The organism is Acinetobacter sp. TUM15064 (genome assembly GCF_008980265.1).
Classification (GTDB): Bacteria; Pseudomonadota; Gammaproteobacteria; order Pseudomonadales; family Moraxellaceae; genus Acinetobacter.
Genome location: NZ_BKFU01000020.1, coordinates 1 through 19,882 on the forward strand (window position 1 = coordinate 1; position 19,882 = coordinate 19,882).

The window sequence follows — 19,882 nt, forward strand, 5'->3', positions numbered from 1 at the left end:
GAGAAATTTATACATGGGTCAAGTTACAAAGCCAAAAAAAGCTAAATTTTAGATTAATTGTTTTTTTTCTAAGCAGATTGATAGGCTTATCTGCATTTTTAGGCAAAAGAGAAGGCGCTGATGTTTGAAAAAGTTGATCTATAAAAAAAGCCCAAGTCATTATGCTTGGGCTTTTTAGAATCTTGGCTCTTCCACCTGGGCTCGAACCAGGGACCTGCGGATTAACAGTCCGTCGCTCTACCGACTGAGCTATGGAAGAATAGTGGCTCTCCAACCTGGGCTCGAACCAGGGACCTGCGGATTAACAGTCCGTCGCTCTACCGACTGAGCTATTGGAGAATCTGATGCGCATTTTAGGGAGGAAAGGGAAATGGGTCAAGTAAATAATATAAAGAAATGAATTGTTTGCTTTATAAATATGCGTTTAGGCATCAAAAACAAAAAACCGCTCAAAAAGAGCGGTTTTTTCAAATAAGACGAATCTTATTTTTCAACGCCAGCAGCTTGACCTGCATATTTCGCGTTTGCATAATCCCAGTTTACAAGGCTTTCAAGGAAAGTTTTGATGTAAACAGGACGTGCATTACGGAAGTCAATGTAGTAAGCATGTTCCCAAACGTCAATGGTTAACACTGCAACTTTACCGTGTGCAAGTGGAGTGTCTGCATTTGAAGTTTTAAGGATAGAAAGGTTGCCATTTACTTCGTCAGCAACTAACCAAGCCCAACCTGAACCAAATTGAGTTGTAGCAGCAGCAGCAAATTCTTCAGCGAATTTTTCGTAAGAACCGAATGCTTCATCAATTTTAGCAGCTAAAGCACCTGTTGCTTTACCACCACCGTTTTTAGCCATACAGTTCCAGTAGAATGTGTGGTTCCAAACTTGCGCTGCATTGTTGAAGATACCTGCTTTAGATGCATCGCTAGCAGAAGCTGTGATGATTTCTTCTAAAGTTTTACCTTCAAGGTCAGTACCCTTGATTAGGTTGTTTAGGTTAACAACGTAAGTATTGTGGTGTTTGTCGTGGTGGAATTCTAAAGTTTCTTTGCTGATGTGCGGAGCAAGATCTTCGTAGCCATATGGAAGTGCAGGTAAAGTAATGGTTGTCATGTTTCATTCCTTGCAAATTTGCTGGGTTTTACTTTAAGTGCATTTATTGTAAATGATTCTAGAGACAATAGGGCAGTCTTTTAATACACAAAATATGCAAAAATTTTCGCAAGGAGACATATCGGATACACAAGATGTAGTTAGAGCCTTTTGCACGAAATATGTGCATTTGAGCAGGCTCTAAGTTACTTTAATGGGTTTACTGATCTGAATAGACTGCGATCAATAACTAATCTTTAGATTGTAGAGCCATATCATAACGACGATTAACTTCATCCCAATCGACCACATTATAAAAGGCATTGATATATTCAGGACGACGGTTCTGATATTTCAGATAATAGGCATGTTCCCATACATCTAAACCGAGAATGGGGGTATGCCCCCACATAATCGGGGAGTCCTGATTTGCACTACTTTCAACAATGAGTTTGTTTGTAGGGGTCACGCTCAGCCATGCCCAGCCACTGCCAAAACGGCTAATCGCTGCTTTGGTAAATGCATCTTTAAACGCATCAAAACCATCGAGTTGCTCATCAATAGCCGTTGCCACAGCTCCTGTAGGTTGTCCACCGCCTTGTGGACTCATGACGGTCCAAAACAGTGAGTGGTTGGCATGACCACCTGCATTATTGATCACCATATTTTTAAGATCAGTAGGAACATCATTCACTTTTGCAACCAGTTCCTCTACTGAAAGTTTCTCCCATTCTGTGCCGGCAATCGCGCCATTAATGTTATTGATATAAGTTTGGTGGTGTTTACTGTGGTGAATTTCCATCGTTTTTGTATCAATATTAGGTTCGAGCGCATCGTATGCATAAGGAAGAGTGGGTAAAGAATATGCCATGTGTTTGATTCCTTTAATCATTCAAAATTGTTTATGGATGTTTTTCAAAGCAGTTTTATTATCTGCTTAAAAGTAAATGAGAATCAATATGTTTATTATTTACAATTTTATGGTATGAATTGAAATAAATTTTATGATTCATATTCGTTTGAATCTTAAGCGTATATGAAACAATGATTTTTTGAGTTGATGCTATGCTCTGATACAAGAATAAAAATATTGAAAATAGTATTTTAAATTAATGGCTTGTTTAAATTATGGTTTGGGCTGATATGGTCAGTAAAAGCTTATGGGAGAGCGGGATGAAAAGAGCTTCATCCCAGTGATTGCTTAAATCAGGTTATTTAATTCGAAATAAACATACTCAACATCAAATTGTGCTGCAAGGGCTTGACCTAATCGTTGCACGCCATAGCGCTCAGTTGCATGGTGTCCGCAAGCAAAATAATGCACATCGAGTTCTTTGGCTTCATAGAAAGTACGTTCACTGACTTCACCTGAAATATAGGCATCACAGCCTTGTTCAGCGGCTTTGACAATAAAATCTTGCGCACCACCAGTACAAAAACCGACTTTTTTGATCATGGTCTTGTCTGCAGGAAGATGGGTCACATCAAACTTTAATTTTTCAGAAATGAATTGTTTAAAGTCTTCCACAGGCATCGGTTGTTTTAAATAACCGATATTGCCAATAGGATGACGTTCAGAGGGGTCAAGCGCTTCAATCTGTTCTAGATCGAGCAAATCAGCAATCGCTGCATTGTTTCCAAGACTTGGATGGCTATCGAGTGGAAGGTGATACGCAACTAAAGAAAGATCATGCTGAATGAGACTCTTAATACGTTTACCGCGCATCCCTGTGATAGGGTAAGCTTCACCTTTCCAAAAATAGCCATGGTGCACTAGTAAGAGGTCCACATTTTCTCGAACCGCAGCATCAATCGCATCTTGTGATGCTGTCACCGCAGCTAAAATTTTACGCACTTCAGCCTTACCCTCAATCTGCAGACCATTGGGTGCATAGTCCTTAAATTCGGGAGATTTTAGGGTTTGGTCACACCATTGGATAATGTCTTTTAATTTTGCCATATCGACTTAAAAACTCATTTAAATTGATTAGATCGGAACTTATTGTTTATTGTAACTAAAGCATGACAAAACTCTTGCTTATTTTTGTGCTAGAGGTTGAATTTCGCTTTACAATAGGCATAAATTACTTAGTCATCAATGAATTAAAACATTTTAGAGGGTGAAATCGTGCGCAGGACTTTTTCCTGGTTACCTTGGGTATTACTCATTTTAGTCATTGCTGGATTTTTTGCGTGGCAGCAGTATCAAAAACCAAAAGCGCCTGTAGCTTCGGACGGTATCAAAATGCCTGCTGAAAAGGTCGAACCTTTAATTAATACGACGCGTACGGGTGGGGTGGTTTCTTATAGTGCTGCGGTGAAAGTGGCTGCGCCAGCAGTGGTGAATATTTTTACTACACAGAAAGTTAAACAACTCGATCATCCTCTACTTAATGATCCTGCATTCCGTGAGTTTTTTGGTAATCAAATTCCAGATCAGTTTAGTCAAAATAAAAATGAAAACAGTTTGGGGTCTGGAGTAATTGTTCGCCCAGATGGTTATATTTTGACAAATAACCATGTGATTGCTCAAGCAGATCAAATTGTGGTCGCACTGAATGATGGCCGCCGTGCAGTGGCAAAGGTGATTGGTACAGATCCTGATACGGATTTGGCTGTGATTAAAATAGAACTATCCGATTTGCCTGTCTTACCATTTAAGTTGAGTGGTAATGAAGTCGGTGATGTTGTATTGGCGATTGGTAATCCCTTTGGTGTGGGTCAAACAGTAACTCAGGGGATTGTGTCGGCAACTGGGCGCTCTGATTTAGGCATTAATACCTATGAAGATTTTATTCAAACCGATGCTGCGATTAACCCAGGTAACTCAGGTGGCGCGCTGATTGATGTTGCAGGGAATTTAATCGGGGTCAATACCGCAATTTTCTCGCAATCTGGTGGTTCTTTAGGCATTGGTTTTGCGATTCCTGCAAAAATTTGTCAACAGGTACTAAATTCTATTCTCAAAGATGGTCGTGTTGTTCGTGGCTGGTTAGGTATTAGCTTACTTCCTGTCGAGCAAGTGAATATTTTAGAGCCGAAAGGGCTAGGTGTGGTTGTAGCGGACGTATTGAAAAATGGCCCAGCTGCAAATGCTGGTTTAAAGAAAGGCGATAAAATTATTAAAGTAAATGAAGAGGTGATTACTTCAACTTCACATTTAATTAACTTTGTTGCGTTACAAGCTCCCAATAGCACCATTCAAATCTCGATTGAGCGTGATGGAAAACCAATGAACGTTGCTGTGGTCGTGGGGGAGAGAAAAGAGCAAAGTCAAGATTCACAGTTTATACCCTTACCTGAATAATACTGTAAACCATAAAACTAGAATGCCTCTGTACTCAGAGGCATTTTTTATGGATGCTATGAATCAATGTAATTAAAGTTGCGGGTGGGTACAGGTTCTGGGCTTAAGAATCATTTGGTTATTTAGAGTTAAGGAATCGAAGACACTTACTGACTTTTTATCTCATTGTGTATGAGTTGTCCTTAAAAAGATCGAGATGCTTTGGATACTTTCTGCAATTTATCATTAGCTCTATTGAATTTAGCTGAAATTTGAACAACTTATCATGATGATGAATCATCTTCGCCATACGGTAAGGCTAAAACTATACTTGAGCATAAACGAATCCCTTTGTGTGTCTTGAGCTACGCTACAGTTTGGTGATATTTAGGTTACATATGCCTTTTCTAAATATATTCTTCATCGAATTCAGTTTGTTAGTACAGCGGATGGTTTCCGTTATAGGCAATTATGGCTCGATTTTTAGATAGAACAGTCTCTGGAGAATTGCTATTTATGAGGTGTTTTATATAAGTGAAGTTGGAGGGTGTTTTGAATCGACAAGCCTGTTTTAGAGATACGATGCGTAAAAAAATAGCGACCGAAGTCGCTATTTTTGTATTTAAAAATTAAGCTTCTTGTTGGATACCTGCAACTAACCAGTCTTGGCTAGAACCCGCAGGTTTTACAAAATGCCAAACTTCAGTAAACGGCTGAGGTAAGCTGTTAAGATCTTCACTTACTGTACCCGTAAAACGTACACTTACTACGTATTGACCATTTTCAGTTGCAGAATCTGCAACCATCGCATTCAGGTTTGAAAATTCAGCTACATCTTGATCTTGATTTGCCATGATATCTTGATACATAGACTGATAAAGATCTGGTGTTAAATAACGCTGAATCTCAGAAATGTTACTTGCTGTATTCATAGATTGAATATGGTTAAAACGTTGACGCGCAATACGTAAGAACGCAGCGGGCTCTGTACCATCAGGAAGCTGACTGCCACTGTTGGTATATGCTGCGCCAAAAGGTGCATTGTTCTGCGGAGCAGCAGTTGAGCCACCTACGGATTGACCAAAGATGTTGGTACTGTCGTTAGATGTACGTGGTGCAGCTTGTTGGCCAAACGGTGATTGATTAGAACCACTGTTTGGCGCATAAGGATTAGCCGCTACTTTTTTTTTTGCGCCCATTTTACGGAAAATGAAGAAAGCAACAGCAGCGGCAAGTAAAATCCAAATCCAACTTGGAATGCCACCTTTTTCTTCCTGTGCTTGCGCTTGAGAAGCAGAATTGTCATCTGCCAATGCATTTGCAGCAACAGCACCAATTGCAGCACCCGCTACACCTGCTGCAACCATACCCCCTACGCCTGGGCCAGATTTAGCTGGAGCCGTTGCAGGCGCAGTAGGTTGTTGAGCTGGAGTTGCTTGACGAGGTTGTTGATAAGACTGAGTTGGTGCAGCTTGACGGCTCATGCCGTGGCTTTTACCACCACCTGCACGTTTAGCTTCTGCAGCTAAAGGTGCAACTAAAAGAGCCGCTGTTAATAAACCAGCAATCAAGCCACGCTGTCGAACTTCCATCAAATTTTCCTACTCTATAAAAAATAAATATTGACTCTACCTTTATGCAGTCTTTTATACTAAATTTCAATAAAAAACGTGTATATTTTAGTTGAGTTCATCACTTAAGCTCATTGCTTCGGTTAAAGCTTCATGTAAGCGTGCAACTGAAATGACGGTAACACCTGCAATATCTTTTTGTGGTGCATTACCACGAGGCAGAATAATGTACTTAAATCCATGTTTAATGGCTTCTTTTAAACGTTCTTGACCATTAGGAACAGGGCGAATTTCACCTGAGAGTCCGACTTCACCAAAAACAGCTAACTGTTGTGGCAAGGCTTTCGCTCGAAGACTAGAGGCACAGGCCAATAAGACGGCTAAATCAGAGCCTGTTTCGGTGATCTTTAACCCTCCAACCACGTTCACGTAAACATCTTGTCCAGATGTTTGCACGCCACCATGACGATGCATGACTGCCAAAAGCATATTTAAACGGTTTTGTTCTAAGCCTAAAGCGACCCGACGTGGTTGACCATGCGCATCATCCACCAAAGCTTGCACTTCGACCAAGAGTGGGCGAGTACCTTCACGGCTAATCATCACGATTGAACCGGGAATCGCCTCATCATAACGGCTTAAAAAAATTGCCGATGGATTCGCTACTTCTCTTAAGCCTTTATCTGTCATGCCAAAAACACCGAGTTCATTGACTGCGCCAAAACGGTTTTTAACAGCACGAATCATTCGGTAACGTGAGTCGGATTGACCTTCAAAATACAACACGCAGTCCACCATATGCTCAAGTACACGGGGCCCTGCCAGTGAACCTTCTTTGGTGACGTGTCCCACAATAAACAGTGCGGTTCCACTATTTTTAGCAAAACGTGTCAGTAAGGCTGCAGATTCACGAATTTGAGATACACCGCCTGGTGCAGATTGGAGTGTCTCGGTATACAGTGTTTGGATCGAATCCAAAATAGCCACAGCAGGGCGTTCATGTGCAAGCACTTCACAAATACGCTCAACACAGGTTTCTGCCATAACTTTGAGTTTATCTGTTGGTAGGTCGAGGCGGCTTGCACGTAAAGCAACTTGAGAGAGTGATTCTTCACCAGTGACATACAAGGCTGCGCTATTGGCTGCCGCCATATGGGTTGCTGTTTGCAGTAAAATGGTCGATTTACCAATACCAGGATCCCCCCCGATTAGGACGACAGAACCTGTAACTAAGCCCCCCCCTAACACCCGATCAAATTCGCCTATCCCTGTTGCTAGGCGTGTTTCATGCGAAACTGAAATTTGGTTTAATGTGGTAATTGCTGCGGCTTGACCTGCATACCCCCCGCCCATTTTAGGTTGTGCGCGATGGCTGATAGCAGGGGCAATACTGACTTCATTTAAGCTGTTCCATTCACCACACTCTGAACATTGGCCTGCCCATTTTGGGTGATCTGCGCCACATTGTTCGCAACGATATACACTTTTTACTTTTGCCATGCTCGATTGGGTGCACTATTTTAAGATTAGACTACTTCACAGCATACAGAGGATTGGATTTGAAATGAATGCTCAAAATCAAAAAGCCACCCGAAGGTGGCTTTGATATACAGACTTGCAAAGGAATTTTCAAAGAGACTTAATACAACTCACCTGATTTTCGTTTTTCGATAAAATCACGTGACTCTTTCACAATGACTGTTGAGAGTAATAGCAAAGCAATTAAGTTTGGAACGGCCATTAAACCATTAAAGGTGTCTGCAAATAACCATACGAGATCAAGAGATGCAACGCAGCCAATGAAAACGGATGCGATGTAAATAATGCGGTACAAGAGGACATACTTTTCGCCCAGTAAATAAGTACAGCATTTTTCACCGTAGTAGCACCAACCTAAAATGGTCGAATAAGCAAAGAACACAATACCAAAAGTCACGATCCAACCACCGACTCCAGGAAGTAACTTATCGAAAACATGGGTTGTTAAAACTGCGCCTGTTTCGCCTCCAAAGCTATTGCCAGCCATGATAAAGCCCATGACCAATACAATCCCCGTAATACTACAAACAATAATAGTGTCAATGAAGGTGCCTGTCATAGAGACCAAACCTTGACGTGCAGGGTGATCTGTTTTTGCAGCAGCGGCGGCAATTGGTGCCGAGCCCATACCTGCTTCATTTGAGAAGACGCCACGTGCAACACCATAACGAATCACCGCACCAATCGCACCACCCGCTACTGCTTCACCAGTAAAGGCATCCCGGAAAATTAGCTCAAGTGCAGGCATAACCAATTCAAGATGGTTAAAGATAATGATCAGACCGCCGAGGACATAGCCGATAGCCATGATGGGAACAATGAAAGAAGCTGCTTTAGAAATAGACTTAATTCCACCCAAAATCACTAAGGCAGAAAATACAGTAATGACGATGCCTGTGATCCATGTTGCAACTCCTGTGCTGTTTTCTATAGCTAGGGCAACGGTGTTGGACTGTACGGAACTACCAATACCAAATGAAGCCAACGTGCCAAAAAGGGCGAAAATTAGTGCCAACCATTTCCATTTTAAGCCACGTTCAATGTAGTACATTGGGCCACCCGACATTTCGCCTTTTTCATTTTTGATGCGGTATTTTACGGCCAGTACACCTTCACCATATTTGGTGGCCATACCGAACAGCGCAGTCATCCACATCCAAAACACAGCCCCTGGACCACCTAAAACACAGGCTGTTGCCACACCTGCAATATTACCTGTACCAATAGTCGCTGATAGCGCGGTCATCAATGACGCAAAATGAGAAATGTCTCCTGCATGTGATTTGGCATCCTCGTGTTTTCCAAAAACTTGTTTAAATGCCAAAGGCAACATGCGAATTTGCCAAAAAAATAAACGTAGGGTGAGAAATATACCTGTCCCAACAATGAGGACCAGCATGTAGGGCCCCCAGACCCAGCCACTGATCATTTCCATAAATGTTTGTAAATTTTCTGTATTCATTTTTCTTTTGATCCTCTATGTTTTAAAACTTGAAATTTCTATAAAAAATTTGAGTTTTATTAAGCAATTGATATGCCATAGTCATGCATCCTGCACGATTTCTTGTCTTTTTTAGTCTTGGTCTATTTGTTGCATGGAATTTATTTTTTGACAAGCATTTTGAGATTTTTTTCTGAACAGCCTTTGGAGCATGATTTATTCCAAGGGAAATATAAGAAAAATTAATTAACTTTTCAAAATATGTTGAAAAAATAGATTAATGCAATTTTGTTTTTATTTTTGTGTTTTTTTCGGGTAATTTTGGCGGTTGGATATATAAGATGACATCAAGAATGAGTTTAGAAAATACAGAATCGACCTCTGAACAAGGCGATTTAAAACGGAGTTTGTCCAATAGGCATTTACAATTAATTGCGATTGGCGGTGCAATTGGTACAGGTCTCTTTATGGGGTCGGGGAAGACCATTAGCCTTGCTGGGCCGTCTATTCTCATCATCTACATGATTATTGGTTTTATGGTGTTTTTGGTCATGCGTGCGCTTGGCGAATTATTGCTATCGAACTTGAAATATAAGTCATTTATTGACTTTTCAACGGATTTGATTGGGCCGTGGGCAGGTTATTTTGTCGGTTGGACATACTGGTTATGTTGGATCACCATTGGTATTGCTGACTTATCAGCCATTATTTATTACCTGCAGTTCTTTAATGGAGGCTTGCCTTTCACTCCGGGTGAAGGGGTGATGATCAGTATTGCCGCCATAGTCTTTATCATGGGTTTAAACCTGGTGACGGTGAAGTTGTTTGGTGAGCTTGAGTTTTGGTTTGCACTGATCAAAATTATTGCAATTGTTGTGCTCATCGCTGTGGGTTTGTGGATGATCTTCACAGGGTTTACCTCAACAGCAGGTCAGGTCGCATCCTTTACGCATCTTTGGTCACATGGTGGAATTTTCCCTACAGGCGTGACAGGCTTCCTTGCTGGTTTCCAAATCGCTATTTTTGCCTTTGTTGGGGTAGAATTGGTAGGTACGACTGCTGCTGAAACCAAAGATCCTGAAAAGAATTTGCCTAAAGCAGTCAACTCGATTCCAATCCGTATCATCATTTTCTATGTGTTGGCTTTAGTGATTGTGATGTCTGTGACGCCATGGAACACAATTGACCCTACAGTTTCGCCCTTTGTGAACTTGTTTAGCCAAGCGGGGATTGCTGCTGCTGCCATCATCATGAATTTGGTGGTGCTGTCTTCTGTGATGTCATCCATGAACAGTGGCGTGTTTTCAACTTCGCGCATGTTGTTTGGTTTGTCACGTGAAGAGCAAGGTCCAAAAGCATTTGGTCATTTAAACAAACGTGCTGTTCCTGCCAATGCACTGTATTTTTCTGCAGTGTGTTTGTTGTTGGGCGCAGCGCTTCAATATTTTGTTCCAAATACAGTTGAAGCCTTTACTTTGGCAACCACACTTTCGACGATTTTGTTTATCTGTGTTTGGATTATGATTATCTGGAGCTACATTGTTTACTATAAAACTCGTCCAGAATTACATGCAAAATCAACCTTTAAACTACCAGGCGGTTTATTTACCTGTTGGTTTGTGATTATTTTCTTCATTGGTGTGATTTATGTGCTGTCTTTAGAAGCCGACACCATGAAAGCTTTAATGGTGAGCCCAATTTGGTTCATTATTTTAATTATTGGTTATTTTGGTTTTTACAAACCGAAAAATAAATAATCACTGTGATTGAGAAAAACACCAGTCTTTAACTGGTGTTTTTTTTTCACACACTATAATCTTTAGCGCTTAGTGGTTTGGTCATGTCTCTTGATCAGGTTATACTTCTTCAAAATATTAAATAGGTGGTCAGATGCGTTCTGTCATTTGCTGCATCAGTGTCTTGGTGATGAGTACTGCATTCATTGGTTGTGGTCAATCTGGTGCATTACATATGCCAAATGATCCAAACTACGACAAACGGGCAAAATATTTGCTTTATAAAGATGCCGCTGAAAAACCAGTTGCACAAAAGGAAGACTCAACATCCGTTAAGCAAGAGTTTGCTGCACCTTTAGTTGAAACCAATCAACCTTAATCCCTTAAACGCTTCATAGAAAGGATACATTCATGAGTTTTACCCGCAATCATGGGGTTTTGCAGGCCGAGCAATGCTCACTGCAACAGCTTGCGCAGCAATTTGGTACGCCACTGTATGTTTATTCAAAGGCCACTTTTGAAAAGCATTACACAGAAATGGATCGTGCTTTTGATTTTATTGATCATCAAATTTGCTTTGCGGTCAAGTCGAACTCAAACATTGCAGTATTGAATGTTCTTGCGAAGCTGGGTGCTGGTTTTGACATTGTGACGGGTGGGGAACTGGCTCGAGTGCTAAAAGCTGGTGGTGATGCTTCTAAAATCGTATTTTCGGGTTTAGGTAAAACTGAAGCAGACGTTCAAAAAGCCTTAGAAGTGGGTATTGCATGCTTCAATGTCGAGTCTTATGCAGAGTTGGATCGGATTCAAAAAGTTGCAGCCAAGCTCGGCAAAAAAGCACCGATTTCACTGCGCGTCAATCCAGATGTAGATGCGAAAACGCATCCTTATATTTCAACAGGCTTGAAAGAAAATAAATTTGGGATTCCGTCTGATGCGGTCTTTGAAACCTATGCCTATGCTGCAACCCTACCGAATTTAGAGATTATTGGGATTGACTGCCATATTGGTTCACAGTTGACTGAGACACAACCTTTTGTTGATGCCTTAGATCGTATGATTTTGATGATCAATCAACTGAAAGCGATGGACATTCAGTTGAAACATATCGACATTGGTGGTGGTTTAGGCGTGACTTATAAAGATGAAGTCCCACCAACTGTGTTTGAATATGCCAATGCAATGAAGCCTGCTTTAGAAAAATTAGGTTTGAAAGTGTATATGGAGCCAGGACGTAGTATTTCTGCAAATGCAGGTGTGTTACTGACCAAAGTTGATTTATTGAAGCCGACTGTGCATCGTAACTTTGCCATTATTGATGCCGCTATGAATGACTTGATTCGTCCTGCGTTGTATGAGGCGTGGATGGATATTCAGCCCGTTACACCTCGTTCGGATGTTGAGGAACAAGCGTGGGATGTGGTTGGGGCGATTTGTGAAACGGGTGACTTCTTAGGTAAAGAGCGCATGCTTGCACTGAAAGAAAATGACCTGCTTGCTGTATTGGGTGCTGGAGCCTATGGTTTTGCCATGAGCTCAAACTATAACAGTCGTGGCAGAGCTGCTGAGGTGATGGTGGATGGTGATCAAGCGCATTTGATTCGTGAGCGTGAAACCATTGAGTCACTTTGGGATAAAGAACGTTTATTGCCTGAAGGATAATGCAGATGTTTTTAGAATTTACCAAAATGCATGGTCTAGGCAATGACTTTATGGTGGTTGACCTCATTAGCCAAAGAGCTTTTTTGGATACGGTAACGATTCAACGTTTGGCTGACCGTCATTTTGGCATCGGGTTTGATCAGCTTTTGATTGTTGAGCCACCTGACTTACCCAATGTTGACTTCAAATATCGTATTTTTAATGCCGATGGTTCTGAAGTTGAACAGTGTGGTAACGGGGTTCGCTGTTTTGCCCGCTTTGTGCATGAGCGTCAATTGACCACGAAAACCAAGATTAAAGTACAAACCAAAGCAGGAATTGTGGAACCTGAACTCGGCCAAAATGGCTGGGTGCGGGTGAACATGGGCTATCCAAAATTTTTGCCGCAGGAAATTCCATTTATTGCGGATGCGCCTGAAGCTTTGTATGACATTGCTTTGGCAAATGATGAACAGCTTACAATTGATGTGGTCAACATGGGTAATCCGCATGCAGTCACTATTGTTCCTGATGTGATTAGAGCTGATGTTGCAAGGATTGGTCCTCAGGTGGAGTCACATGAGCGTTTTCCACAACGTGTCAATGCTGGTTTTATGCAGATTATTGATGAAAAACATGCGCGTTTGCGTGTGTTCGAGCGTGGTGTAGGCGAAACACTTGCATGTGGTACAGGGGCATGCGCCGCTGCAGTTTCTGGTATGCGCCGTGGCTTACTGGCACCATCAGTTGAGATCGAGCTAGCTGGTGGTAAGTTACATATCGAATGGCGTGACGGTGATGTGGTTTGGATGACAGGTCCAACCGCAAATGTCTACGAAGGACGTATTGATCTGAGTTATTACCAAAACTAATTGAGACTCACATAAGAAGCACTGATTCGTCAGTGCTTTTTTTATGCAAAATGAAAGACACATCTAAAAAGCTTAGACAGTGTTACTATGCAAAATATAAGCATTCTTTATTTGACTGAACAATAGAGGCGATTTGTGACCTTTGAGCCCATGCAACTGCTCGCGATGTGGTTAAAACAACGAGAAATACAAAACCAGTCTGCGCATACTTTGCAGGCTTATGAGCGTGATGTGTCTGATTTTTTACTGTTCTGTGAGCAGAAAAAACTTCAACTTAATGATGTTGAAGCAACCGATTTGCGTGAATATGTGGCACAAAAAGTTGAACATCAACAACTTAGTTCTAGCAGTTTACAGCGGATGTTGTCTGCGATTCGTCAATTTATGAAATGGGCTGAGCAAGGGCAATATTTGGCTTTTAATCCTAGCGATGACTTTCAGCTTAAACGTAAACCACGTCCTTTACCGGGCTTGGTCGATATTGAAACCATCAATCAAATTTTGGATCAGGCTTTACCTGAAAAAGAAGTCGAACAGCAAATGTGGTACCGCGACAAAGCATTGCTTGAGTTGCTCTATGCCAGTGGATTACGCCTAGCAGAAGTACAAGGCTTAAGAATTAAAGATATTGATTTCAATCGACAGTTACTACGTATTACAGGTAAAGGGAATAAAACTAGAGTAGTGCCATTTGGTTCTAAAGCCAAAGAGGCAGTGATGAAATGGCTAAGCATTTATCCACTGTGGAATGGGGACTTTGTTCCTGATGCACAAGTTTTTATTACACAAAAGGGCAATCCTTTGGGGATGCGCCAGATTGAAAATCGGGTCAAGTTTCAAGCACAGCGTGCAGGGGTAAATATTGATCTGCATCCGCACTTACTCAGGCACTGTTTTGCCAGTCACATGCTGTCAAATAGTGGTGACTTACGCGCGGTGCAGGAAATGTTAGGGCATAGTAATTTAAGTACTACACAAATTTATACGCATGTTGATTTTGACCGCCTAGCGCAGGTGTATGACCAGACGCATCCCAGAGCACAGCAGAAATCTAAAAATTAGTGCATTGGTTTTTTAAAAATACAGTCACAAAAGTTTGGTAATATTTCGTTGAATGTTTTCAGCCAAAAGTTGATTTAAGTGAGCTAAGAATAAAGTGGATACAAAAAAAGCAGAATATTAATAAAAAATTCGGCATTATTTTTGCTTTGTAATCATTGAAATAAACCCATTTGGTGACTGCGCTTAACTCGAAAAAACACTATTATGAACTTTTGTAGAATAATCATTTAGCAAAAATTAGAGTATAAACTTAAAAATAGGATTGGCTTGTTGTTCCCTGTTCAGAAAAATGGTGACTTTAAGCTTATATTGAAAATGACAAGTGTGAATATAGGTCAGTAGATGATTTCAGATATACAAGCAAAGTATGATCAACTTAGTTCAGCGCAAAAAGATATTTTTGCGGGTTATGGACTACGTCAAGTTAAACACTTTGTTGAAATTAGTTTAGCCAATATTGAGCCAGTACTGCCTGAAAATGCATTTGTTCAAGGGGTTAATGCTGCGGGTAAAGTTCAGGCGTTCAATCCAGAAACTGGACAATATTATCTTTGGATTTCTGACTTACAGTGGCAAGCAACAACTCAGCCATCAAATAGCATTGATTTGAAAGAGGACTTTCTTGAAGTCTGGAAAATTTTTAATCTTGAACAATATGAATTGATTGATTTAAGTCATATTCATCGTGATTTTTTAGAAAGTCAGTTGGCTTAATGCTATAGAGTGTATGCTCAAATAGCGGGCTGTTTTGATCGAGTTTTGGATGATTAAAATAGCCACGATGTTGCATGGCCAGACGTTTCATCATGGCTTCAGAAGCTATGTCCTGAACTGCGGTAAAGGCAACGATTTCATTTAATTTTAAAATAGAAAAAGCAAAAAATAAGCAAGCCTGTGCCGCTTCAGTTGCATAACCTTGATGCCAAAACTTTGGATCAAATCGTCAACTGATTTTAATACAAGGTGAAAAATCAAAGCGTTCAGGTTGAATATGTAAACCTGTATATCCAATAAACTTTCGCTTGTACTTCAATTCAACCGCTCAAAAGCCCAACCATTTTGATTGATGAATTGTTGAAATGTTGGCGCAAGGGCATCGTTTTCTGTTTGCGTGAGCGGACTTGGAAAATAACCTATCACTTGGGCATCGGCATTTAACTTTGCAAACGCATCAAAATCATTTGCATGCCATGATCTTCAGCGTAAACGCTGAGTTTCAATGCTAAAAGGTTTTGACCTGGTCATCAAATTTCATCAAGCGGGAGTTGAAAACTTTGCTTAATAATTTGGCTAGGCAGGTCTGTTTTGACACTGGTAATGCCATTCTTTTTAGTTAAATGTGTCGATTGAAACTTGCGATAGCTTTCTAAATCAGGTACCACGACTTTCAGCATTGCATCGCATTCTCCTAAAATAATGTAGCATTCCATAACTTGAGGGAGTTCTTTCATTGCCTCAATAAAAGTATCAATGGTTTCCGCATCCTGTCCCACCAACCAAATACGTGAAAACAGAATCAATTGCAGACCAATTTTTTGCGGGTCGACCACAGTTGTATAGTTTTGAATGACACCTGCTTCTTCTAAAAGTTTGACACGTCTTAAACACGACGAGGGTGAAAGGCCAATTTCACGGGCTAGGTCATTATTTTGAATACGGCCATTGTCTTGCAAATAGCGAATGATATTTTTATCAATACGATCAAGTTTTATACGCACAGACTTTGGTGATTGTTTCATATCTTAGAATATAATTTGAAAAATACGTTTTATTATAGAATAAATTGAAAGCCAATTTTGTAATATTTCGCACATACTAATTTTCACTTTCTAAAACATGAAAGGGGAAAGGAAATGTCTGTATATGTACTCTTTGCACTCACAGTGCTACCGCTGATTTTTACACCTGGGCCAGATATGTTATTTATTCTGTCTCAAGTCATGGGCAAAGATGCAAAAGCAGGCATGATGGCAACAGTTGGTGTGTGTACAGGCTACTTACTCCATTCCATTTTAGTGGCTTTGGGTATTGCAGCCATTATTGTATCGTTTCCTGTTTTGTTTGAAACTATTCGTTGGTTAGGAATTGGCTATTTATTGTATTTGGCCTTTGGTTTATTAAAGTCAGTGTTTAGTAGCAAAAAACTGCAACTGGAACGTCAAGTGGAACGTACTCCAATCAAAAAAGGCTTTTTTACCGCGCTATTAAACCCTAAGGGAATGTTGATTTACTTTGCAATTTTACCGCAATTTATAGATAAGTCAGGTGATACAGTTAGCCAAGGCCTGATCCTTTCTTTGCTGTTTATTGCTATGATTTTTGTGGTGTACTGTAGTTTGAGCTTTGTTTTTGCAAAAATCACACAGAAGTCTCAAATAGATGCGCGTAAACAAAAATGGATTGATGGCACTTCTGGAAGTTTGTTGGCTTTGGCTGCAACATGGCTCATTGTGAACTAAGCTGAGATCAACAGCATGTCTGAATGACATGCTTTTTTTTAATTGCGCTTTCAATAAAGCGTCATAAATAGCTTATATGATGTGATGTGGAAATGCAGGGAGTATGACTTTAATTTACTCGAAAGCATTTCTATCTTAAATGACAAATTTCAACACCAAGACAAAGATGTGAACAGACAGTCAATAACTCGTAGTTGAAGCAAATTCGCAGAAAAGAAATCAGATCTGCCAATAATACAAATCAAATAAAAACATAATAAAAATCAATCCTTAATATATGTATGATTTTGTGCAAATAAACTGCGTATAAAAAAGTATGAACGCGACGTTCAGCTAAAATTACGCATTTTTACAGCTCTTTGATGAATTGTGACTTGACCGAAATGCCGTACACATTGCAAGATAGGGCACCTAAAAAAATTTAAGTGAAGAGTTAAACTAACTTTTCTCAACATTTACATTTGCTAAAACAGCCGAGGATTACATGAAGGCTCTTGTTGCTGTAAAACGTGTGGTTGATGCCAACGTTAAAGTTCGCGTTAAGCCGGACAACAGTGGTGTTGACTTAACAAACGTTAAAATGTCAATTAACCCATTCTGTGAAATCGCAGTGGAAGAAGCGGTTCGCTTAAAAGAAAAAGGAACTGTTTCAGAAATCGTTGTTGTTTCTATTGGTCCTAAAGAAGCGCAAGAACAGATTCGTTCTGCAATGGCGCTTGGTGCTGACCGTGGTATCTTGGTTGAAGCTGATGACAGCCAACTGGGTGCTTTAGAAATTGCGAAAGTGTTGAAAGGCGTTGTTGACGCTGAACAACCTCAGTTGATTCTTCTTGGTAAGCAAGCAATTGATGATGACTCTAACCAAGTTGGTCAAATGCTTGGCGCACTTCTAGGTGCAGGTCAAGGTACTTTTGCTTCTGAAGTTAAAGTTGATGGCGATAAAGTACAAGTAACGCGTGAAATCGACGGTGGTTTACAAACTGTTGAGCTTGCACTTCCAGCAATCATCACGACTGACTTACGTTTGAACGAGCCACGCTATGCTGCTCTTCCAAACATCATGAAAGCGCGTAAAAAACCGCTTGATACAAAGTCGCCTGCTGATTTTGGTGTTACGACAACAACTAAACTGAAAACAGTTAAAGTTGAAGCACCTGCTGAACGTAAAGCTGGTGTACAAGTGAAGTCTGTAGACGAGCTTGTAGAAAAACTAAAAAATGAAGCGAAAGTGATCTAATACAGAAGGATAAAATCATGAGTATTTTAGTTATCGCTGAGCACGACAACAAAGCACTAAATGGTGCAACTTTAAACGTTGTTGCTGCAGCTCAAAAAATCGGTGGTGATATCACTGTATTAGTTGCAGGTTCTGGCGCACAAGCAGTTGCTGATGCTGCTGCAAAAGTTGCGGGTGTAAGCAAAGTATTACTTGCTGACAATGCAGTTTATGCAAACCAATTGGCTGAAAACGTTGCTGCTTTGGTTGCAGACATTGCGAAAGGCGGTTACAAACACGTATTGGCTGCATCAACTACAACAGGTAAGAATATTCTTCCACGTGTAGCTGCACTTCTTGACGTAAGCATGATCACAGACATCATCGCTGTTGAATCTGCAAACACGTTCAAACGTCCAATCTACGCAGGTAATGCGATTGCAACAGTTCAGTCTGATGAAGCAATCATTGTTGGTACTGTACGTGGTACAGCATTTGACCCTGTCGCTGCTGAAGGTGGTTCTGCTGCGGTTGAAGCTGTAAGTGATGCAAAAGATGCAGCTATCTCTAAGTTTGTTGCTGAAGAGATCGTGAAATCTGAACGCCCAGAATTAACTGCTGCGCGTATCGTGGTTTCAGGTGGTCGTGGTGTGGGTTCAGGTGAGAACTACCATACTGTTCTTGATCCATTGGCTGACAAATTGGGTGCTGCTCAAGGTGCGTCACGTGCTGCGGTTGACGCTGGTTTCGTTCCAAACGACATGCAAGTGGGTCAAACAGGTAAAATCGTTGCACCTGATCTGTATATCGCTGTAGGTATTTCTGGTGCGATTCAGCACTTGGCAGGTATGAAAGATTCTAAAGTGATCGTTGCGATCAACAAAGATGAAGAAGCACCAATCAATGCAGTAGCAGATTACTGGTTGGTAGGTGATTTGAATACCGTTGTTCCTGAGTTAGTTTCTAAAATCTAATCACGAATAACCGTTTCAAAGAAGTGCCCCTGTGTAGGCAGTTAAAATAAAATTTAACTGCATTCACAGGGGCATTTTCTATTTGTCATTTTATGGATTGAGTTGTATTTTTTCAGGTGAAAAGACCTGATGTTCCTCATTTAAGTTTGTCGTTTTAAACCATTGTATTCTGTAAAATGTGATCAAAATTAAGAATTCTTTAAGATTGGTGTGTTAGCTCATTTTTGTATTTGTGATATTATTTGCCATCTATTTTTAAGCTTAACTTATACAAAAACTCTTTTGTTAAGTTGGGGGTCACTGTTTTGCTCATTGATACTCGGGTGTCTTGGCCTGTTCTGATCATCACTCTTTTGTGTTTACTTTTTCCCTTTCTCGCAGACTTTCAGTTTCCACTCATTGGTGGTGCTGTTGTTCGTGCTGTAGAAAATATTCAGGCTATACTCTTGTTGACGTTTGCAGCAATTAGTTATTTCTATATGCAACCGATGAAACTGCCTGAGACTAAAAAATACTTTTGGCTATGGTCTGTGCTGTGGTGGTTACTTTTATTCGGTCGTAGTATTAGTTGGGGGCGTGATTACTTTCCAGATGTGCCTAAAATGTATTTTCGAGGTATCTCGATTATTCTAATCGGCTCTGTTGTGTTTATGTTGTTTGCAAAGCCGTTACGAAAAGAGATTGCGTTTAAAATGAAGCATGTGGCTATTCCAGCATGGGCTATGTTAATGACTCTAATGGGGCTAATTATTTCAGATGGGATTGAGCATAGTCGTATTTATGGTGGGATCTTCTTACATTATGTTGCTTATAAAGACCTCATGGAAGAGCTGTATGAGTTTCCTTTGATTATTGGTCTATTTATGATGGCTTTCAATATTATGCAGCAAGATAAGCAAGTATTAAAATAATAGCTTTTATCAACATGTATGATCTAAAGCCCTCAAAAATGAGGGCTTTTTTACTTTTTATATGATGCCAAAAGACAATAGAGGT

Annotated in this window: 18 protein-coding genes, 2 tRNA genes and 1 pseudogene; 11 read left to right on the forward strand and 10 right to left on the reverse strand. The window is 40.5% G+C overall.

All coding sequences use genetic code 11. The annotated features are described in order from the left end of the window. Positions 1 to 183: 183 nt before the first annotated feature. The 5 genes from GBI16_RS08105 to GBI16_RS08125 form a co-directional block, all read right to left on the reverse strand. A tRNA-Asn gene (locus GBI16_RS08105) sits at positions 184 to 259 on the reverse strand. Positions 260 to 263: 4 nt separating this feature from the next. Next, a tRNA-Asn gene (locus GBI16_RS08110) sits at positions 264 to 339 on the reverse strand. A 144-nt stretch (positions 340 to 483) separates the two neighbouring features. Beyond that, the gene (locus GBI16_RS08115) at positions 484 to 1,110 is read right to left on the reverse strand and encodes a superoxide dismutase (RefSeq protein ID WP_086208000.1); all 627 of its coding nucleotides are present in this window, start codon (positions 1,108 to 1,110) and stop codon (positions 484 to 486) included. A gap of 229 nt (positions 1,111 to 1,339) precedes the next feature. Then, positions 1,340 to 1,960 (reverse strand): superoxide dismutase, encoded by a 621-nt coding sequence (locus GBI16_RS08120; RefSeq protein ID WP_086207999.1) that lies wholly within the window; start codon positions 1,958 to 1,960, stop codon positions 1,340 to 1,342. Between the two features lie 330 nt (positions 1,961 to 2,290). Further along, the gene (locus tag GBI16_RS08125; RefSeq protein ID WP_151706884.1) at positions 2,291 to 3,049 is read right to left on the reverse strand and encodes a Nif3-like dinuclear metal center hexameric protein; all 759 of its coding nucleotides are present in this window, start codon (positions 3,047 to 3,049) and stop codon (positions 2,291 to 2,293) included. A 168-nt stretch (positions 3,050 to 3,217) separates the two neighbouring features. Between GBI16_RS08125 and GBI16_RS08130 the strand changes: the two genes are divergently transcribed. Further along, the gene (locus GBI16_RS08130; protein ID WP_151706885.1) at positions 3,218 to 4,396 is read left to right on the forward strand and encodes a S1C family serine protease; all 1,179 of its coding nucleotides are present in this window, start codon (positions 3,218 to 3,220) and stop codon (positions 4,394 to 4,396) included. 608 nt (positions 4,397 to 5,004) lie between these two features. Here the strand turns inward: GBI16_RS08130 and GBI16_RS08135 are convergent. The 3 genes from GBI16_RS08135 to GBI16_RS08145 all read right to left on the reverse strand — a co-directional run bounded on the left by GBI16_RS08135 (position 5,005) and on the right by GBI16_RS08145 (position 8,947). Further along, positions 5,005 to 5,967 (reverse strand): Tim44 domain-containing protein, encoded by a 963-nt coding sequence (locus tag GBI16_RS08135; RefSeq protein ID WP_086207996.1) that lies wholly within the window; start codon positions 5,965 to 5,967, stop codon positions 5,005 to 5,007. Between the two features lie 87 nt (positions 5,968 to 6,054). Further along, entirely contained in the window at positions 6,055 to 7,446 is a 1,392-nt protein-coding gene (gene radA / locus GBI16_RS08140; protein WP_119063110.1) for a DNA repair protein RadA, read from the reverse strand. A 139-nt stretch (positions 7,447 to 7,585) separates the two neighbouring features. Then, positions 7,586 to 8,947 carry a sodium:alanine symporter family protein gene (locus GBI16_RS08145; RefSeq protein ID WP_086207994.1) on the reverse strand — a complete coding sequence of 454 codons (1,362 nt, stop codon included), beginning with the start codon at positions 8,945 to 8,947 and terminating at the stop codon, positions 7,586 to 7,588. Positions 8,948 to 9,279: 332 nt separating this feature from the next. Here GBI16_RS08145 and GBI16_RS08150 point away from each other — a divergent pair, with 332 nt between their 5' ends. The 6 genes from GBI16_RS08150 to GBI16_RS08175 all read left to right on the forward strand — a co-directional run bounded on the left by GBI16_RS08150 (position 9,280) and on the right by GBI16_RS08175 (position 14,951). Continuing rightward, complete coding sequence (locus tag GBI16_RS08150; protein ID WP_119063109.1) at positions 9,280 to 10,683, forward strand: amino acid permease; 1,404 nt, start codon at positions 9,280 to 9,282, stop codon at positions 10,681 to 10,683. Positions 10,684 to 10,816: 133 nt separating this feature from the next. Then, on the forward strand, positions 10,817 to 11,041 hold the full coding sequence (locus GBI16_RS08155) for an LPS translocon maturation chaperone LptM (RefSeq protein ID WP_086207992.1): 225 nt from the start codon (positions 10,817 to 10,819) through the stop codon (positions 11,039 to 11,041). A gap of 32 nt (positions 11,042 to 11,073) precedes the next feature. Next, on the forward strand, positions 11,074 to 12,324 hold the full coding sequence (gene lysA / locus GBI16_RS08160) for a diaminopimelate decarboxylase (protein WP_119063107.1): 1,251 nt from the start codon (positions 11,074 to 11,076) through the stop codon (positions 12,322 to 12,324). 5 nt (positions 12,325 to 12,329) lie between these two features. Next, positions 12,330 to 13,175 carry a diaminopimelate epimerase gene (gene dapF / locus GBI16_RS08165; protein ID WP_086208247.1) on the forward strand — a complete coding sequence of 282 codons (846 nt, stop codon included), beginning with the start codon at positions 12,330 to 12,332 and terminating at the stop codon, positions 13,173 to 13,175. A 150-nt stretch (positions 13,176 to 13,325) separates the two neighbouring features. Further along, complete coding sequence (locus GBI16_RS08170) at positions 13,326 to 14,237, forward strand: tyrosine recombinase XerC (RefSeq protein WP_151706902.1); 912 nt, start codon at positions 13,326 to 13,328, stop codon at positions 14,235 to 14,237. A 342-nt stretch (positions 14,238 to 14,579) separates the two neighbouring features. Further along, entirely contained in the window at positions 14,580 to 14,951 is a 372-nt protein-coding gene (locus tag GBI16_RS08175; protein ID WP_086207989.1) for a hypothetical protein, read from the forward strand. Here GBI16_RS08175 and GBI16_RS08180 read toward each other — a convergent pair. Further along, a pseudogene (locus GBI16_RS08180) lies at positions 14,878 to 15,482 on the reverse strand (GNAT family N-acetyltransferase). The gene GBI16_RS08175 and the pseudogene GBI16_RS08180 sit on opposite strands and share 74 nt — an antisense overlap. Next, entirely contained in the window at positions 15,482 to 15,976 is a 495-nt protein-coding gene (locus GBI16_RS08185) for an Lrp/AsnC family transcriptional regulator (RefSeq protein WP_086207988.1), read from the reverse strand. The pseudogene GBI16_RS08180 and the gene GBI16_RS08185 overlap by 1 nt, the downstream one beginning before the upstream one ends. A 114-nt stretch (positions 15,977 to 16,090) precedes the next feature. Between GBI16_RS08185 and GBI16_RS08190 the strand changes: the two genes are divergently transcribed. From GBI16_RS08190 to GBI16_RS08205, 4 genes are all read left to right on the forward strand, one after another. Beyond that, the gene (locus tag GBI16_RS08190; protein WP_151706886.1) at positions 16,091 to 16,696 is read left to right on the forward strand and encodes a LysE family translocator; all 606 of its coding nucleotides are present in this window, start codon (positions 16,091 to 16,093) and stop codon (positions 16,694 to 16,696) included. 484 nt (positions 16,697 to 17,180) lie between these two features. Continuing rightward, entirely contained in the window at positions 17,181 to 17,933 is a 753-nt protein-coding gene (locus GBI16_RS08195; RefSeq protein ID WP_110974507.1) for an electron transfer flavoprotein subunit beta/FixA family protein, read from the forward strand. Positions 17,934 to 17,950: 17 nt separating this feature from the next. Beyond that, the gene (locus GBI16_RS08200) at positions 17,951 to 18,886 is read left to right on the forward strand and encodes an FAD-binding protein (RefSeq protein ID WP_086207985.1); all 936 of its coding nucleotides are present in this window, start codon (positions 17,951 to 17,953) and stop codon (positions 18,884 to 18,886) included. A gap of 305 nt (positions 18,887 to 19,191) precedes the next feature. Beyond that, positions 19,192 to 19,797, forward strand: coding sequence for a hypothetical protein (locus tag GBI16_RS08205; protein ID WP_151706887.1), 606 nt, complete (start codon positions 19,192 to 19,194; stop codon positions 19,795 to 19,797). Positions 19,798 to 19,882 lie beyond the last annotated feature (85 nt).

Bases quoted from the DNA above. Each gene is read 5' to 3' on its own strand.
- GBI16_RS08115 (WP_086208000.1), bottom strand. From the start codon at position 1,110: ATGACAACCATTACTTTACCTGCACTTCCATATGGCTACGAAGATCTT.
- GBI16_RS08120 (WP_086207999.1), bottom strand. From the start codon at position 1,960: ATGGCATATTCTTTACCCACTCTTCCTTATGCATACGATGCGCTCGAA.
- GBI16_RS08125 (WP_151706884.1), bottom strand. From the start codon at position 3,049: ATGGCAAAATTAAAAGACATTATCCAATGGTGTGACCAAACCCTAAAA.
- GBI16_RS08135 (WP_086207996.1), bottom strand. From the start codon at position 5,967: ATGGAAGTTCGACAGCGTGGCTTGATTGCTGGTTTATTAACAGCGGCT.
- radA (WP_119063110.1), bottom strand. From the start codon at position 7,446: ATGGCAAAAGTAAAAAGTGTATATCGTTGCGAACAATGTGGCGCAGAT.
- GBI16_RS08145 (WP_086207994.1), bottom strand. From the start codon at position 8,947: ATGAATACAGAAAATTTACAAACATTTATGGAAATGATCAGTGGCTGG.
- GBI16_RS08150 (WP_119063109.1), top strand. From the start codon at position 9,280: ATGAGTTTAGAAAATACAGAATCGACCTCTGAACAAGGCGATTTAAAA.
- GBI16_RS08155 (WP_086207992.1), top strand. From the start codon at position 10,817: ATGCGTTCTGTCATTTGCTGCATCAGTGTCTTGGTGATGAGTACTGCA.
- lysA (WP_119063107.1), top strand. From the start codon at position 11,074: ATGAGTTTTACCCGCAATCATGGGGTTTTGCAGGCCGAGCAATGCTCA.
- dapF (WP_086208247.1), top strand. From the start codon at position 12,330: ATGTTTTTAGAATTTACCAAAATGCATGGTCTAGGCAATGACTTTATG.
- GBI16_RS08170 (WP_151706902.1), top strand. From the start codon at position 13,326: ATGCAACTGCTCGCGATGTGGTTAAAACAACGAGAAATACAAAACCAG.
- GBI16_RS08175 (WP_086207989.1), top strand. From the start codon at position 14,580: ATGATTTCAGATATACAAGCAAAGTATGATCAACTTAGTTCAGCGCAA.
- GBI16_RS08185 (WP_086207988.1), bottom strand. From the start codon at position 15,976: ATGAAACAATCACCAAAGTCTGTGCGTATAAAACTTGATCGTATTGAT.
- GBI16_RS08190 (WP_151706886.1), top strand. From the start codon at position 16,091: ATGTCTGTATATGTACTCTTTGCACTCACAGTGCTACCGCTGATTTTT.
- GBI16_RS08195 (WP_110974507.1), top strand. From the start codon at position 17,181: ATGAAGGCTCTTGTTGCTGTAAAACGTGTGGTTGATGCCAACGTTAAA.
- GBI16_RS08200 (WP_086207985.1), top strand. From the start codon at position 17,951: ATGAGTATTTTAGTTATCGCTGAGCACGACAACAAAGCACTAAATGGT.